This window comes from Alloalcanivorax profundimaris, assembly GCF_015265435.1.
Taxonomy (GTDB): domain Bacteria; phylum Pseudomonadota; class Gammaproteobacteria; order Pseudomonadales; family Alcanivoracaceae; genus Alloalcanivorax; species Alloalcanivorax profundimaris.
The window spans coordinates 62,095-77,120 of the sequence record NZ_JABJWH010000037.1 but is presented as its reverse complement, the minus strand read 5'-3'; the positions used below and the strand labels follow the sequence as shown (position 1 = coordinate 77,120).

General features: G+C 62.2%; 13 protein-coding genes. 2 read left to right on the top strand and 11 right to left on the bottom strand.

Annotated elements, in window-relative coordinates; genetic code table 11:
• Positions 1 to 58: 58 nt before the first annotated feature.
• Positions 59 to 868, bottom strand: a complete 810-nt coding sequence (gene mutM / locus HMJ39_RS17075) for a bifunctional DNA-formamidopyrimidine glycosylase/DNA-(apurinic or apyrimidinic site) lyase (RefSeq protein ID WP_194298218.1) — start codon at positions 866 to 868, stop codon at positions 59 to 61.
• A gap of 108 nt (positions 869 to 976) precedes the next feature.
• On the opposite strand from mutM, the gene HMJ39_RS17070 reads away from it, so the two are divergent.
• Both HMJ39_RS17070 and HMJ39_RS17065 read left to right on the top strand, forming a co-directional pair.
• The gene (locus HMJ39_RS17070; protein ID WP_194298217.1) at positions 977 to 2,941 is read left to right on the top strand and encodes a hydantoinase/oxoprolinase family protein; all 1,965 of its coding nucleotides are present in this window, start codon (positions 977 to 979) and stop codon (positions 2,939 to 2,941) included.
• Positions 2,942 to 2,964: 23 nt separating this feature from the next.
• Positions 2,965 to 4,167, top strand: a complete 1,203-nt coding sequence (locus HMJ39_RS17065) for a DesA family fatty acid desaturase (RefSeq protein WP_194298216.1) — start codon at positions 2,965 to 2,967, stop codon at positions 4,165 to 4,167.
• 21 nt (positions 4,168 to 4,188) lie between these two features.
• On the opposite strand, the gene HMJ39_RS17060 is transcribed toward HMJ39_RS17065, so the two are convergent.
• From HMJ39_RS17060 to cpaB, 10 genes are read right to left on the bottom strand one after another with little or no spacing between them, the layout of a single operon-like run.
• Positions 4,189 to 6,054, bottom strand: coding sequence for a hypothetical protein (locus HMJ39_RS17060; RefSeq protein WP_194298215.1), 1,866 nt, complete (start codon positions 6,052 to 6,054; stop codon positions 4,189 to 4,191).
• A gap of 50 nt (positions 6,055 to 6,104) precedes the next feature.
• Positions 6,105 to 7,832, bottom strand: a complete 1,728-nt coding sequence (locus tag HMJ39_RS17055) for a pilus assembly protein TadG-related protein (protein ID WP_194298214.1) — start codon at positions 7,830 to 7,832, stop codon at positions 6,105 to 6,107.
• Between the two features lies 1 nt (position 7,833).
• Positions 7,834 to 8,106 carry a hypothetical protein gene (locus tag HMJ39_RS17050; RefSeq protein ID WP_161382558.1) on the bottom strand — a complete coding sequence of 91 codons (273 nt, stop codon included), beginning with the start codon at positions 8,104 to 8,106 and terminating at the stop codon, positions 7,834 to 7,836.
• On the bottom strand, positions 8,103 to 8,777 hold the full coding sequence (locus tag HMJ39_RS17045; RefSeq protein ID WP_161382559.1) for a tetratricopeptide repeat protein: 675 nt from the start codon (positions 8,775 to 8,777) through the stop codon (positions 8,103 to 8,105). The genes HMJ39_RS17050 and HMJ39_RS17045 overlap by 4 nt, the downstream gene beginning before the upstream one ends.
• Positions 8,778 to 8,798: 21 nt before the next feature.
• Entirely contained in the window at positions 8,799 to 9,668 is an 870-nt protein-coding gene (locus tag HMJ39_RS17040) for a type II secretion system F family protein (RefSeq protein WP_194298213.1), read from the bottom strand.
• On the bottom strand, positions 9,661 to 10,578 hold the full coding sequence (locus HMJ39_RS17035; protein WP_194298212.1) for a type II secretion system F family protein: 918 nt from the start codon (positions 10,576 to 10,578) through the stop codon (positions 9,661 to 9,663). The genes HMJ39_RS17040 and HMJ39_RS17035 overlap by 8 nt, the downstream gene beginning before the upstream one ends.
• Positions 10,571 to 11,737: a CpaF family protein gene (locus HMJ39_RS17030; RefSeq protein ID WP_194298211.1), complete on the bottom strand. Its 1,167-nt coding sequence runs from the start codon at positions 11,735 to 11,737 to the stop codon at positions 10,571 to 10,573. Before HMJ39_RS17030 ends, HMJ39_RS17035 begins: the two co-directional genes overlap by 8 nt.
• A gap of 3 nt (positions 11,738 to 11,740) precedes the next feature.
• Complete coding sequence (locus HMJ39_RS17025; protein ID WP_194298210.1) at positions 11,741 to 12,928, bottom strand: AAA family ATPase; 1,188 nt, start codon at positions 12,926 to 12,928, stop codon at positions 11,741 to 11,743.
• A gap of 3 nt (positions 12,929 to 12,931) precedes the next feature.
• Positions 12,932 to 14,101 carry a type II and III secretion system protein family protein gene (locus tag HMJ39_RS17020; protein ID WP_194298209.1) on the bottom strand — a complete coding sequence of 390 codons (1,170 nt, stop codon included), beginning with the start codon at positions 14,099 to 14,101 and terminating at the stop codon, positions 12,932 to 12,934.
• A complete protein-coding gene (cpaB, locus tag HMJ39_RS17015) occupies positions 14,091 to 15,002 on the bottom strand; it encodes a Flp pilus assembly protein CpaB (protein ID WP_161382565.1) in 912 nt (303 codons plus the stop codon). Before cpaB ends, HMJ39_RS17020 begins: the two co-directional genes overlap by 11 nt.
• Positions 15,003 to 15,026 lie beyond the last annotated feature (24 nt).

Below are 15,026 nucleotides of genomic sequence, written 5' to 3'. Positions count from 1 at the left end.
ATCACATCACAATCTACAGCTTTGTTATGAGCCCGGCAATATGGCCGCTGGCGGCCACTCAGCGCTGGCAGGCCGCGCAAAATACCGTGCTCCGCTGGCCATGACGGGCACTGCGCAGCGGCGCCCCACACTGGGGGCAGGGCTGGCCGGCGCGGCCGTAGACCAGCAACTGCTGGGCGAAGTAGCCGGGCTGACCGTCGGCGCGGGTGAAATCCCGCAGGGTGGTGCCGCCGGCCTCGATGGCCTTGGCCAGCACGGCGCGGATCGACAGGGCCAGGCGCTCGTAACGGGCCCGGCTGATGCGCCCGGCGGGGCGCGACGGATGAATGCCGGCCAGGAACAGGCTTTCCTGGGCATAGATGTTGCCCACCCCGACCACGGTGGCGTTGTCCATGATGAAGCTCTTCACCGACACCCGCCGCCCCCGGCTGCGCTGGTACAGCCAGTCGCCGCCGAACGCCTCGTCCAGGGGCTCCGGCCCGAGATTGGCCAGCAGCGGATGGGTCAGCCCCTCCGCCAGATAGAGCAGGGCGCCGAAGCGGCGCGGATCGTTGAAGCGCAGCAGCCGGCCGGAGTCCAGGTGCAGGTCCACGTGGTCGTGCTTGCGCAGCGGCGTGTCCGCCTCCACCACCCGCAGGGTGCCGGACATACCCAGATGGATCCCCAGCTCCAGGTCGCCCAGGTCAATAAGCAGGTACTTGGCGCGCCGCCGCAGGGCGCGGATGGGCCGGTCGCGCAGCTCGCCCACGCGGGCGTCCACCGGCCAGCGCAGGCGCGGCTCGCGCACGGTGACGGCGGTGAGCACGCGGCCGGCCACGTGGGGCTCAATGCCGCGCCGGGTGGTTTCCACTTCGGGTAGTTCGGGCATAGTCGGTCAATTCTGGCAGGGGAATCCGGGGCCGGGGCCAGTGCACCCACCCGCCCGGGACATTAACATGGGCCTCGCATTGTAGTGGACACGGAACACGGAGACACCATGGCGTACTGGCTGGGCGTGGATACGGGCGGCACCTTCACGGATTTCGTGCTGCTCGGCGAAGGCGAACCGCGCATTCACAAGGTCCTGTCCACGCCGGCGGCGCCGGAGGAGGCGATTCTCCAGGGCATCCGCGAGCTGGGGCTGGAAGAGCGCCTGGGCGCCGGCGAGCTGGTGATCGTGCACGGCACCACCGTGGCCACCAACGCCGCCCTGGAAGGCAAAGGCGCGCGTACCGTGATGGTCACCAACCAGGGCCTGGAGGACGTGCCTCTGATCGGCCGCCAGAACCGCCCGGAACTCTACAATCTGACCCCCAAGGCGACGTCCTCGGCCCTGCGCGACACGCCGGTGGAGGGGCTGGCCGCCCGCCTCGGCGCCGGCGGCGAGGAAGTGGAACCGCTGGACGACGCCGTGATTCAGGAGCTCGTGTCGAGAGTGAGCACCCACAAACCTGAATCCGTGGCGGTGAACTTGCTGTTCAGCTACCTGGACGACGACCACGAAACCCGGCTGGGCCGGGCCCTGGAGGACGCGGGCCTGACGGTGAGCCTGTCCAGCCAGGTGCTGCCGCTGCGCGGCGAGTACGAGCGCGGCCTGGCCACCTGGCTGAACGCCTGGCTGGCGCCGCGCATCCGCCATTACCTGAACCGCCTGTCCGCGCACACCCGGCCCTCGCCGCTGACCATCATGCAGTCCAACGGCGGCACCGTGGCCGCGGACCAGGCCGCCGGGCGCGCCGTGAACCTGCTGCTCTCGGGCCCCGCCGGCGGCCTGAGCGCCGCCCGCCGCCTGGGCCGGGACCTGGGCCGCGACAACCTGATGACCTTCGACATGGGCGGCACCTCCACGGACGTGGCGCTGCTGGACGGCGACATCCGCCTCACCCGGGACGGCCGCATCGGCCCCTACCCGGTGGCGGTGCCCATGGTGGACATGCACACCATCGGCGCCGGCGGCGGCTCCCTGGCCCGGGTGGACGAGGCCGGCCTGCTCCACGTGGGCCCGCAATCCGCCGGCGCCGACCCGGGGCCGGCCTGCTACGGCCGTGGCGGCACCGAGCCCACGGTCACCGACGCCAACATGGTGCTGGGGCGCCTGCAGCCGGAATTCGCCCTGGGCGGCAGCCTGGCCCTGGACGTGGACGCCGCCCGGGCGGCGGTGGAACGGCTGGCCACCCGCCTGGGCCTGGACCGGGAAGCCGCCGCGCGGGGCATTCTGGACCTGGCCAACGAGCACATGAGCCAGGCCCTGCGGGTGATCTCCATCCAGAAGGGCTTCGACCCGGCGGACTTCACCCTGGCCAGCTTCGGCGGCGCCGGCGGCCTGCATGTGTGCGCCCTGGCGGACAACCTGGGCATGCGCCAGGCGGTGGTGCCGGTACGCGCCGGGGTGCTGTCCGCCGAAGGGCTGGTGTACGCGCCGCGCAAACGAGAGCTGATCCAGGCCCTGCCGGCGGAGGCCGGCGCGGACACCGTGGACGCCCTGGCCCGGGCCCTGGACCGGCGCGGGCGCGCCGAACTGGCCGCCGAAGGCGTGGCCGAAACGGACATCGAGACCACCGTGAGCCTGGATCTGTGCTACCAGGGCCAATCCTCCACCCTGGCGCTGGCCTGGCAAGGCGACCCGGCGGCCTGCGAGGCCGCTTTCCACGCCCTCCACGAGCAGCGCTATGGCCACCGGCTGGCCCTGCCGGTGCGGCGCGTCAACGTGCGCGTGCGCTGCCAGGCGGCCGCCCGCTCCCCGGCCCCGGCGGCCCTGGCCGGCGGCACCGGCGCGCCGGCCTGGCACGCCCGCCTGCCGGAACTGTCGGCACCGGCGCCGGTCTACCGTAGAGAGGATCTGGCACCGGATCAGCAGCTCGACGGCCCGGCCCTGATCTTCGAGCCGGTCGGTACGGTTTATCTGGCACCGGGCTGGCAGGCTCGGGTACACTCCCTGGGTCATCTGCTGATGACCCGCTAGTCACCACAACGATACGCATTCCCATGAACGACGTACTTAATTTCCTTTCCGGCGGCCTGCTCTCACCCGGCCCCTGGACCCTGGTGCTGATCACCCTGGCAATGACGCACGTGACCATCGTCAGCGTGACCGTCTACCTGCACCGTTATTCAGCCCACCGCAGCCTGGAGCTGCATCCGGCCCTGAAGCACTTTTTCCGATTCTGGCTGTGGCTCACCACCGGCCAGAACACGCGCGCCTGGACCGCCATCCACCGCAAGCATCACGCCCGCTGCGACACCGAGGAAGACCCGCACAGCCCTCAAGTGCTGGGTATCCGCAAGGTGCTCGGCGAAGGCGCCGAGCTCTACCAGGCGGAAGCCGCCAACCAGCAAACCCTGGACAAGTACGGCGGCGGCTGCCCGGATGACTGGGTCGAACGCCGCGTCTATAGCCGCTACAGCTTCCTGGGCATCGCCCTCATGGGCGCTATCGACCTGGCCCTGTTCGGCGTCGCCGGCATTACCGTCTGGGCGGTGCAGATGATCTGGATTCCCCTGTTCGCCGCCGGCGTGATCAACGGCATCGGCCACTACTGGGGCTACCGCAACTTCGAATGCAGCGACGCCTCCCGCAACGTGCTGCCCTGGGGCATCCTGATCGGCGGCGAGGAGCTGCACAACAACCACCACACCTACCCGAACTCCGCCAAGCTCTCCGTGCGGCGCTTCGAGTTCGACATGGGCTGGGCCTGGATCCGCACCTTCGAGGTGCTGCGGCTGGCCAAGGTGAAAAAGGTGGCGCCCAAGCCGGTGGTCGCCCGCGACAAGCACACCGTGGACCTGGACACCCTGCGCGCCCTGGTGCAGCACCGCTTCCAGGTGATGGCCCACTACCGCCGCGAAGTGATCAAACCCGTGTTCGAGCAGGAAAAGGCCCGCGCCTGCGACGCCACCCGTGGCCTCTACAACCGCGCCGCCGCCCTGCTGCACCGCGACCAGCGCTTCTTCAAGGTGCGCCACACCAAGCGGCTGACCACCCTCACCGAGCACAACTCGACCCTGGCGACGATCTACGATTACCGCCTGCGCCTGCAGGAAATCTGGAGCCAGACCAGCCACAGCTCGGCGGAAATGCTCGACTCCCTGGCGCAATGGTGCCGCGACGCGGAAGCCTCCGGCATCCACGCCCTGCAGGATTTCGTGCGCACGCTGAAAGGCTACCGGGTTACCCCGGCCCGAGCCTGATCCGAAAGCGGCCCGGTCGGCTCAACAGCCGTCCGGGCCGCAGTATTCGAGTAGCTCCACGGCCGGCTGATCCGCGGCGATAACATGCACTTGAGCCGTGGCCAGATCGACGCCCAGCGTTTGCAGCAAAGGCCCGATCAGGTATTGCGAGAGGGGCTCCAATACGCCGTTGATGGCCGGACGCAGAACATCCAGCGTGAAATTCAGGGCATCCCCCAAAGGCAAGCAAGCCAAGCTGGCGTGAGTAACCTCGATGCCTTCCAGTAGCCCATTAACGCTGCTTGCCAGCACGTCACCGGTGTCGCCACGCACTTCCTTGGTCTGCGCGTCAAACTGATTCAGAGGCAAATCGTCGAAATACAAAGGCGTGCTCACCACTGACCGACCGGTAACCGGCGAGGAATCGATCTGCACATCCAGCAGACCGCGACCACAGGCCTCAATCGGCGGGTAACAGCAGTCCCCGTAATCCTCCCCCAACAACCCGCTGTACTTATAATTCCAGTTCACGCCTTCCCTCTCCACCGGGCAGGCCCAGTCAGCAATCGCGGGAAAGCAAATATCATCCGGTGGTTCCTCGGCACCGAGCAGCAATACTTCAATACCATTGTAACCGTCGCCCTTCATGGTACTCAGGGTCAGGGCACTGCGTTCCACCTCAAAATCAAAGCCCACCTCGTTTTGAGTTCCCGCCGCACAACGGGCGCCGACCAGCTTGGCACGAGTGGCTCCCGTGGAAAGCTCAATGGGTACGCGTAGCCGCAATGGCGTAAACGCCGCGCCTCCCAAATCCAACAGGATATCCAATCGCAACCGGATATCGGCCCCCGTGACCGTACCCATCCACTCAAGACCGTCCTCACCCTCCATCATACGGGCCGGCGCCACCACCGGCTTCGGGGTGTTGTCGATCTCCAGGGCCAGCTCCAGCTTGATGTTGTCGTCCAGCCCCAAGGCGCCGGTCAAACCATCAAGATTCAACTCAATCACGCCATTTAAAGGCGGCTGTTGGGCAAGATTGAAGATCAGCGACGACACCACCTCCAGCAACGGCACCCTTGCACCGGAGTCCACGGCACTCTCACCGAGCACACCCACCACATCCTGCAATTTCACATTGGTATCGATACCGGGCGTGGCGATAATGTCATCCAGTAACCCCGCCGCATCGTAGGCCAGCCCATCCACCGCCTTGAGCGCACCGACGACGACATAGGCAGGCACCTCCGACCCGAGCACCTCATCCAGCCCCAAATGGGTCTCTTCCGCAATATAGCCGACGATATCCTCGAGATCCCCCACCGTTGCCGCCAACTGTTCGAGAGACAGCGCGCGCAAGTTCAGCTGATTATCACCAAGAACATACTGGAAGATGGGCTCTAGCAGCGGCGAACCGGCGGTGGATAACTGAGCCGTAAAGGATTCCGTATAGAAAGTCGCATAGACCTCCTTGCGCGCGGCAGCATCCGCGGTCAAGTTGACGGTACCGAAGACGCTCTCGGGCAAAAGCCGGCTGATCGGCTCTTGCCTCTCGATGTGCACCGACACGCCGTTCGTAAGCAGATAATTATCTTCCGGCTTGAAGGAGAGAACTTTCTCCCCATCTGCTTCCACGACCCCGGTCCGCACCGCCATGCTGGAGGCCGCCTCATCGAAGCCCTGTGCTTTGGCCGCGACGGTTGCCGCATTGAGCATCGCCGCCTGCCCCGCCCCACCGCAAGCTTGCACGCCACCGGCCGCCGCAGTGGCGGCGGCATTTGCCTGACTCTGCAGCTTTTTCTGCAGGGACATCAATCGGGCGCCATCCAGCGCCATCACCCCCAGCATTACGATCAACACCATCAAAAGCGGCGTGACCACCATCAAGGCGCCCTTTTGACTGCGCATAACTTCTCTCTTGAATAAATTAAGCTTGTTGTTACCCGACGGCCACACGACTAGGATTCAGCCCCAAGCTCCACAATGGCGACGTTTTCGATCAGTTGAATATTCTGCTGATTCGCGTTCGAAACCATTACGGACATACTGCCCAACCCCAGGCCAAGAGTTTCAAGGAGCGGATTGATCAAAGCCGTGGCGAGAAGAGAAACGACACCATCCAAAAGATCCGTGATACCGTTAAGAAGGGGATTGAGAAGCCAACCCAACGGAAGTTCAAGAAGTTTGGTATCGCTGATATCGATATCCAAATCAAGGCCGGAGAGGCCCTGCCCGTAATCCTCGAATGCTACCTCGGCGCAACCCTCATCATCACAATACAAAGGATATTCCGGATCCAGGATTACATTCTCGCTCACCCCCGGCACCTCCCCTTCAATCTCAGCTTCCACGGACAGAACAGACAGCAACGGCAACAAGTTCAGCAGTTCAATCTCCACTGGCTCCGTTACCGCCGACCCGGTGGCCGGATCAATCCGACCAGAAGCGATACGCGCAACTGATCGGTTAAGTTGTATCCCCATAAGAACATCGTTATCGGTTCCCCGTGCGCACAAGGCGGAGGTGAAAGCGCCGTTACCTCCACCGGCATTTACTGCCAGAGGCAAACTGATATCCGCAACGCCCACGGAGACACCAGGGAGTGAAAGCACATTGACCGTGGCATCCACAAGAAGAGTAATGTCAGGCGCGTAGAAACGTGTACGCCAGTCGCCATCCAATCCCCGTCGTGCCGGCCCTATGGCCACGGTTGAGGGCTCTCCAACATGCAAACCCACCACCGCGCTGATATCCGCCACGGCGGGCAAACTAAGATCCACATTCACAGGCAAAGCCAGAATGCCATCGGGCCCGGCCTGTTGTTGTTCCGCCAAATTTAGGACCAAGCTGATGACTACATCATAAAGTGGAAACTCACTGCTCTCCGGGACAGAGGAACCTTCCACCACGCTGATGATGTCGGAAACCTTAATTGTCTCAATACCACTAGCGCCAGCCAGGTCATCCAGGACATTGGCCACGGGCGCTGTTATACCACCTACCTCCCGCAAAGCATTAGCCAGATCTTCGCCACCAAGGGGAAGAACGTCGGTCACCTTATCAACCTGTAGGACCTGAAGCAGGTTCCCAAGTTTAACCGTCGTATTTCGGAGACTACTCAAGCTGGTGGGATCAAGGGTATAACTTGGCTGCCCCAACACAGCACCCAGCACCCCACCCAGCGAGCCCGCGTCAATCCCCGCCGTGCCTCCAGACGCACTGATCGTGGCAATCACTTCCTTTCTGGCGGCGGCATTCACATCAATTGTCACCGCGCCCAACAGCTCGCTAGGCAGCAATGCCGATATAGGTTCGTCTCTTTGATATCTCACCATTACCGCGTTCGTTTGCTCGATCGAAGCCGTCTCATGGAATACCAGTGTTCCGCTGTCTTCACCATCCTCGATTAAGCCCGCGGTGATCAGAAGGTCGTCGTCGGTGCCATCGTAGCCCTGAGCCCTGGCGGCGATCAGGGCACGCTGACGGATTCCGGCGGCAGTGACGGAACTGCCACCGCAACTTTTCGCCGAATCCGCTGCTGCAAGCGCTGCCGCGTTGACCTGGCTTTGCATTTCCTGGCGCAAGGAATAAAGGCGCGCTCCGTCCATAGCCATCGTCGCCAGGATAACAATGAGGACGATGAGCAGAGGGGTCGCGAAAGCCAGAACTCCTCGCTGTCGGCGCATACTATTCCTCGTCGCGGGTCTGTATACCAAAACTTTCCGGAATGGGGGTCCGAAAGGTTTCCGCCAGACGCTTCTGACTATCCACATATAACGGCGCAGCGATCTCACTGCTTTCAGAGGAGATTGATGATCGCTGTTGGTCAAGCGCCTTTTCAGTATCGGTGCGGGGGGGATCGGCCACCACCACACCCGCTATCCCATACTCTGGCGACGAGGGACCATTTGCCATCGCCGCAAGCGGGGCCATAAAAATCATGCAGATTAATATTTTCATTGCACGCTCCTGAACGTCGCAGCAAGGCGCTCCGCGTAGGCCCGCTCCTCACCATTGAAATCGTACTCCTGGGTCATCCATTGAAGACCCGCCCAGTTTTCGGTCAACAGATAAGCCACCGCAAGGTTCTGCCTAACCGGCCCCTGCCCATCGCCCAGTTCCATAGACGTTCGTAACTCATACGAAGCATCCTGGTAACGACCCACCATCAAGAGAACGTATCCATAGTCATTTCGAACCTGCGCTGAAGCAGGCGTTAATTCTCGTGCTTTTTTAAGGTGCTTTAACGCCTCCATCACGTCGTCTTTTTTTAGCAAGACCATCCCAAGACCATGATGGCCTTGGCCGCTTTCGCATTGATCGACAAGGCCTCGAAAAATACGTTCCGCCTCATCAAGGCGGCCGGTGGATGCCTGAAGCTGACCGTAGCGCACCCAGTGATCCACGGTCGACATTCTTCGCGCTTCAAGTTGTGCAAGCGCCGCGTGGTTGTGTTCTCGCGCCATGAGTGTGTCAACGCGATCCAACTGAACCTGCTCCTCGGGCTGTATTTTCCCATTGCAGGTGAGTTCCGCCGGCGCACCGTTCACCCGTTCCCCGGAGGCCGGCGGATGATAAGCGCAACCGGTCGCGAGCAACGCCGCCATTATTCCAAACATGATAGCTCGCATCCCTTCACTCCCTTCTATCGTTTATTTCGCCAACGCGTCGGCAATAGAGATGACCGCCGGCCCACCGATCAATATAAACAACGCCGGCAACATAAACGTCATCATTATGACGGTCATCTTGGCCCCAATGCTGTTTGTCTCTTCCCGGATACGGTTTCGTTCCGTGGTTTGAGCCTCAGTGATAATCTGGTCGAGACTTTCGGATACGCCGGAACCAAGCTGGCTGCTCTGCTTCATAAGCACAACATAGCTTCTTAGGACTGGTATCCTTCGATTCTCTCCAAGTTCCTCCAAAGCCTTGGTACGCTCCGCGCCTGATTCCATCATTCGATTGAATCGATCCAATCTGATGGATAGCATCGGCAGCATCGGCCTCGCCTGCGTGGCGATAAGACGAAGAACCCGCTCAAGAGAGAGCCCCGCTTCCATTAGCATTCTCGTCATATGACAGAGCTCAACGGCTTCATGATTCTGGCGCTTTTCGGCATTCCTACCCATTGAGCGAATCGTCCGACGGGGCAAAACGAAACCCGCCGCCGCCATCAACATTCCCCCCAAAGGTCCGAAGGCCAAGAATCCAATCAAGATAACGAAGGCAGGGAGCATCCAGCAGAATATAAGATAAAGAATCTGGGCGTGCTCCCGTGACCGGCCGGTCGCAGCGAACGCTTCACGGATTTCGCTGAAATCTTCTTTGGCAAGCCCCGATTCTGTTAGTCGGTCAGCCATGCGCATCAGCCAGAAGGAAGACCTCTCCTCCTCGCTCTCTCCGGGATGTTGCAGCCGCGTATGAATTCTAGCCTTCCGCGCCCAACGGGGGGACATAAACAAAGCAACCCAAATGGCCAGAATTGCGAGCAGTCCTGCGGCCAAAAACCATAGGCTAGTCACGGCCCACCCCCTGAATCATTCGCCAGATCAATACCACCCCCAAAGTCTGAAGGCCACCCGCGATAGCCAGCATCCAATTACCGGTAGAGGTATCCAGCAAGACTTCGGCGTAATTATCGTTCATCAAGATCATATAGGCGGCCAGCCCCATGGGGAGTAGCGCGAAGGCGGCGGCGGTAAAGCGTATCTCGGCGGTCGCGGCCATGAATTCACGGCGTATCTCCTGCTGAGAACGCAGGGACTCCGAAACTTGCTTGAAGACCGGCTGGATGGAGGAGCCAAAGCGCGCCGCCGTACGCAAGGCGATTGAAATGAGAATCAATGATGGAACACGGTATAAAAGCGCGAAGTCCTCGAAAAGACCGGTGTAATCACGACCGGCTTCCACCGCGCTGCGCAACCGGAAATTCAGGGGCTCGAAAACCGGTGGTGCATCACGAAAGGCTTCTACCAAAGCGTTTTCCAGGGAACGCCCTGCGCTCATATATCGCAGCACCGAATCAATGATTGATGGCAGCTCTTCATAGATACGACGCCTCTGTTGTTGGAACCGGAAGCGCCAATACATCCAAAGAGTCACAATCAGAAGCCCTGCCGTAATAAGAGCAACCAGGAAACCTTTAAGTGCAACAATGACGGACAGAAAGATCAGTATCAGAATACCAACTAGAACCAATTGCTGGCGTGGTATTCGAATATCGGCACGCAAAAGCACCTGCTCCAGGGCAGTGAGCTTCACCCGGGCAATAGCGTCATCGCTTATACGGCCGGCGTCGATCATTCGGCGCCGCACATTCTCATTGAGCAGGCGCCGGGCGCGATAACGGAACCAAAGCCCCTGTACCGCCAGCACCAGCAGGGCCAGTACCGCCAGGGTTTGGGCGGCGCCGAGCAGAGCCAGGCTACTCATGGTCCTGGCTCCGGTAGAGGTAATCCATGTGGTAAGGCTCGGCGTCGGTGGGACTCAGCGACACCACATCGCTTACCATGCGTTTGCCGTCCGGGCGGCGTACCAACTGGATGATGATGTCGAGGGCGGAACCGATCAGCCGGCCAATGGCTTTTTCGCTGGCGTCGTAGCCGCTCACCGCCAGCAATGTCTCGATGCGCACCAGGGCATCCCGGGTGCTGTTGGCGTGGATGGTGCTCATGGAGCCTTCGTGGCCGGTGTTCATGGCCTGGAGCAGCTCAATGATTTCCGCGGAACGCACTTCGCCGAGAATGATCCGGTCGGGGCGCATGCGCAGCGCGTTGACCACCAGCTCCCGGGCCGTGATGCGGCCCTTGCCCTCGGTGTTGGCCGGGCGGGTTTCCAGGCGCACCACATGGGGGTGATGCAGCACCAGTTCGGCGGAATCCTCGATGGTAAGAATCCGCTCCTGCCGGGGAATGTACTGGCTGATCAGGTTGAGCATGGTGGTCTTGCCGGTACCGGTACCCCCACTGACGATAATGTTGCGTCGCGATTCCACGGCGCGGATGAGCACTTCCAGGCAGGCCTCGGTCATGGACCCGCTGTTGATCAGCTCCCGGGCGGTGAGGTGATTGCGGGTAAACTTGCGGATACTGATGGACGGACCGTCCAGCGCCAACGGCGGAATAATGGCGTTGACCCGGGACCCGTCCGGCAGGCGCGCGTCCACCATGGGGCTGGCCTCGTCCAGCCGCCGGCCGAGCGGCGCCAGCATGCGGCGGATTACCCGGATCACATGGTCATTGTTGATGAAGCGGGTGCGCGCCCGCTGCAGTACACCGGCCACTTCCACGAACACATCCTCCGGCCCATTGACCAGAATGTCGTTGATGCTTTCGTCGGCGAGCAGCGGTTCCAGCGGACCGTAGCCCACCACTTCGTTAAGCGTATCCCTGGACAGTTGATTCAGATCCCGCGTGGACAGGGGCACCCGGTTCTGGGAAATAAACTGGCTCAGGTTGTGATGCACGAACTCCGCGATGGTGTCGACCTTGGCGCGGCCCACCTCGATGCCTTCTTCGTCGAGCCGCTCCACCACCCAGCGGTGGGCGCGCTCCTTGAGCTCCTGGAACTCCTGATCAATACGGCCGGGCACGGCTTAGCTCCCCAGCAGACGCGTCAGCAAACCGCCGCGTCGCGATTTCTCCATTCCGCCATCCAGGGCATCCAGCACCGCCCCGAGATGGCGGCTGTAGGCGCAGCGCGGCGATTGCTCGAGAACCGGCCGGCCGGAATTCACCGCCATCAGCCGGTGACGCCAATCCATGGGCAGGGTGCCGGCCAGCGCCGCGCCCACGGTTTCGCTCAGTTCTTCAAGATCCGGCGGCACCTTGCTGTCGTAGCCGTCGATGACCAGCCCGATCTCCGCGTTGCGCCCCAGGTGGGAACGCCAGTCCTGCACCAGGCCGCGGGCCTCGTGGGCGTGCTCCACCAGAGGCTGCATGGCGACCATAAGGTGACGGGTATGAACGCCGAGGGCGCGGATCCAGTAGCTGCTTTCCAGTACACCCACGTTGATGATGATGTGGTCGAACATCTGCATCAGGCGGTTCAAGGCGATGAACAGATCCGCGCTGCGGTCGCCTTCCAGGTCCTTGGTGCCGGCGCCGCCGGCGAGCAATCTCAGGCCGGGACGGTATTCTTCCAGGGCCGTATCGATGAGCGTTTCGTCCAGGGTTTCCGGGCTGGTGATGAGATTGTCCAGGGTGAACTGGTTGCTGGCATCCAGATAAAAAACACCGCGCTCGCCGGCCTGGGTATCGATGGCCAGGCAACGCCACTCCGGGTGCCGGCGATTGGTGCCTATGGCAAGACTCTGGGTGAGGAAGCGGGTATCCACGGTGGGATCGGCCCCGGCCACCAGGGTAAGGTTGTTCACCGCCGAACGAGTCTCGTCTCCGTAGTGACCGCTGCGCACCAACTGGTGACGACGCAGACGGTCACGGATTTCACCGGCGTCATTGCCCGCCAGGAAACAGTCACGGGCGCCGGCCCGCATGCTTTGCAGCAGCAATTCCTGGTTGGCGTAACCGCACACGGTAATCACCGTCACCCAGGGCCGTGCGCTGGTGAGCGCGGTGATGATGGCCAGGGACTGGTCCATCTCCTCTTCGTTGATTTCCACCAGCACCAGGTGGGCGGTGGTCGCTTCCAGCAGACGCAGAACCCGGGTCATGTCGGCCCGGCTGACGAATTCCAGCCGAAAGGGCTCTTCCACGGTTCGGTCCAGCCAGGCTTTGATGCCCGGGTCGTCGACCACGGTCAGGACAATATCGTTATCGCTCATGGCTCACCAGCTCACTCCGTGACGGATGGGTTGTGAACCGCGCCGCGGTTCGGTGGCCATGTCCAGCCACCCGGTGCTGCTTTCGTGGTAGGCGCCACCCGGCAGGGTGACCGGAGGACGGCCAGCCTTGCGCGGCGTCACTAGGTGCGGCGTCACTACCATGACGAGTTCCTTGTCGTCGCGGGAAATGCGGCTGGAGCGGAAGAACGCGCCCAGCACTGGGATGTTGCCCAGGCCCGGGATGCGATCGCTGTTATTAACGGTGCTCCGGCTCACCAACCCACTGATGATGAAGGTCTCACCGGGCGCCAGGGACACCGTGGTTTCCGCCCGCCGTACCCGCAAGCCGGGTACCGCCACCCCGCCGGTTTCCACGCCGGCGGAGTAGTCCAGCTCGCTGACCTCGGGCGCCACCTTGAGAATAATCTGCTCCCCACTGATCACAGTGGGGGTCAGGCTCAGGCCGACACCGAACTCTTTGTACTCAACCTGGACGCCATCGTTGGAGCTGCGGGTTGGTACCGGAAACTCACCACCGGAAAGAAAGGAAGCGCTTTGGCCACTGAGGCTGGTGAGCGAGGGCTCCGCCAACGTGTAGGCGAAACCGCCACCTTCAAGAGCGTTGATGATGGTCAGGGAATTGCTGCCAAAACCAAACAGGTTGAAGCCATCCGCGTTGATCGGCGCCTGGGTGCCCCCCGGGCCCGAAAAGCCCCGATAGCTGGTACCCGGCGGGGCGATGCCAATGGCGGAGTCCCCACCGTCAAACAGGTTGGCGTAGTAAACGCCCAGGCTGTTGAGCTCGGAGCGGCTTACTTCCAGCACGCGGATATCGGTTTGGACCTGGGTTCCAAAAGGCAAACTTCCCCCTAGAGTCGTGGCCACCGCCACGCTACTCCTCATCGGAGCCTGGCGATTGCGGACCCAGATGGTCAGCTCCGCGGAGCCTTCCTGGATGGCGGTTAGCAGTACCTCCCTGTCGCCGCTGACAGTGAGCTTGGCCACTTCCGGATTGGACGTGGCTACCTTGGTGATCGGCGCCGGGAAGGTGAGGACCTTCTGATCGCCAGGGGCGAGCCGAGTGGAACTCCCCATGGGCTCGGCCTGAACCGCCGCCGACCAGCACAAAGCCAGTACGACGACCAGGGCGGATTTGCATCGCCTAGCGAACATAGGTGCTCCTTGATTCCGCTCCCTCGAACACCTGCACGCGGCGGCCCGGCGAAGCGCGCCGTGCCGGTGCCGCCGCCTTGGGCGGTTCCGGGAAGAAGTCCTCGAAATAGAAAGGCTCGGTGTCGTCTGCGGCTTCATTCACCGCAACCATGGGCGCCTTGTCCTGGCCGTCTGGTGTAACGGGCTCCGGCACCGAGCCGGGAAGCGGGCTCTTCTCATTACCACCCACCACCGCCAGGCGAAGCTTGCCTTCAGAGGAAGCCAGCATCAGCGCGGACACTTTTTCTTCCGGGACGGACAGAACGACGGTGTCATTGCGACGATTATTCTCATCGCTGGTGTCGGAGTCGCTCATCAGGCCGCGCAACGCCAACACCTGAATGCGTTTGAGCATGACCAACGCAACCGGGGCATCCTTGTCGGAGCGGCGGAAAGCGGTGATCACATCGACCCGGTCACCGGGCCGTAACAAGCCGCCGGCGACGGTGACATTGTCCACGGGAATAGCGATGGCGCGGTGGCCCACAGGCAGATTCGCCGGCAGGGAGCCACCAGCCTCAAGATGACGAGCAGCAAGCAATTCGCCGGCTCGCACGGTACTTTGCACCTGCTTGCCGGCTATTGCCTCATCGGCGCTTAAAGCGCCGGTGATGGGCGTATCCGCGGACACCACCGCCAACTGCTCGGCATCGAGGGTCTGTCCCGCTTCCACGCGCTGGCGTACCACCCAGTACTCATAGGCGGGCTCATCCTCCGCCGGCGACGCCGAAGGCGCGGACACAGGCGCGGCCCTCTCGACCGAAGCCGGCTCAGGCTCCCGGCTTAACCCCACCAAAGCGAGAATGAGGGCCAGCAAGGCCAGCAGCATTGCTGGCAGGGTATACAATAATTTTGATCCCATAACCCCTCCAAAACATCCCTGTTT

Excerpts from the sequence above, each read along its gene's own strand:
- mutM (WP_194298218.1), bottom strand. The coding sequence starts at position 868 with ATGCCCGAACTACCCGAAGTGGAAACCACCCGGCGCGGCATTGAGCCC.
- HMJ39_RS17070 (WP_194298217.1), top strand. The coding sequence starts at position 977 with ATGGCGTACTGGCTGGGCGTGGATACGGGCGGCACCTTCACGGATTTC.
- HMJ39_RS17065 (WP_194298216.1), top strand. The coding sequence starts at position 2,965 with ATGAACGACGTACTTAATTTCCTTTCCGGCGGCCTGCTCTCACCCGGC.
- HMJ39_RS17060 (WP_194298215.1), bottom strand. The coding sequence starts at position 6,054 with ATGCGCAGTCAAAAGGGCGCCTTGATGGTGGTCACGCCGCTTTTGATG.
- HMJ39_RS17055 (WP_194298214.1), bottom strand. The coding sequence starts at position 7,832 with ATGCGCCGACAGCGAGGAGTTCTGGCTTTCGCGACCCCTCTGCTCATC.
- HMJ39_RS17050 (WP_161382558.1), bottom strand. The coding sequence starts at position 8,106 with ATGAAAATATTAATCTGCATGATTTTTATGGCCCCGCTTGCGGCGATG.
- HMJ39_RS17045 (WP_161382559.1), bottom strand. The coding sequence starts at position 8,777 with ATGCGAGCTATCATGTTTGGAATAATGGCGGCGTTGCTCGCGACCGGT.
- HMJ39_RS17035 (WP_194298212.1), bottom strand. The coding sequence starts at position 10,578 with ATGAGTAGCCTGGCTCTGCTCGGCGCCGCCCAAACCCTGGCGGTACTG.
- HMJ39_RS17025 (WP_194298210.1), bottom strand. The coding sequence starts at position 12,928 with ATGAGCGATAACGATATTGTCCTGACCGTGGTCGACGACCCGGGCATC.
- HMJ39_RS17020 (WP_194298209.1), bottom strand. The coding sequence starts at position 14,101 with ATGTTCGCTAGGCGATGCAAATCCGCCCTGGTCGTCGTACTGGCTTTG.
- cpaB (WP_161382565.1), bottom strand. The coding sequence starts at position 15,002 with ATGGGATCAAAATTATTGTATACCCTGCCAGCAATGCTGCTGGCCTTG.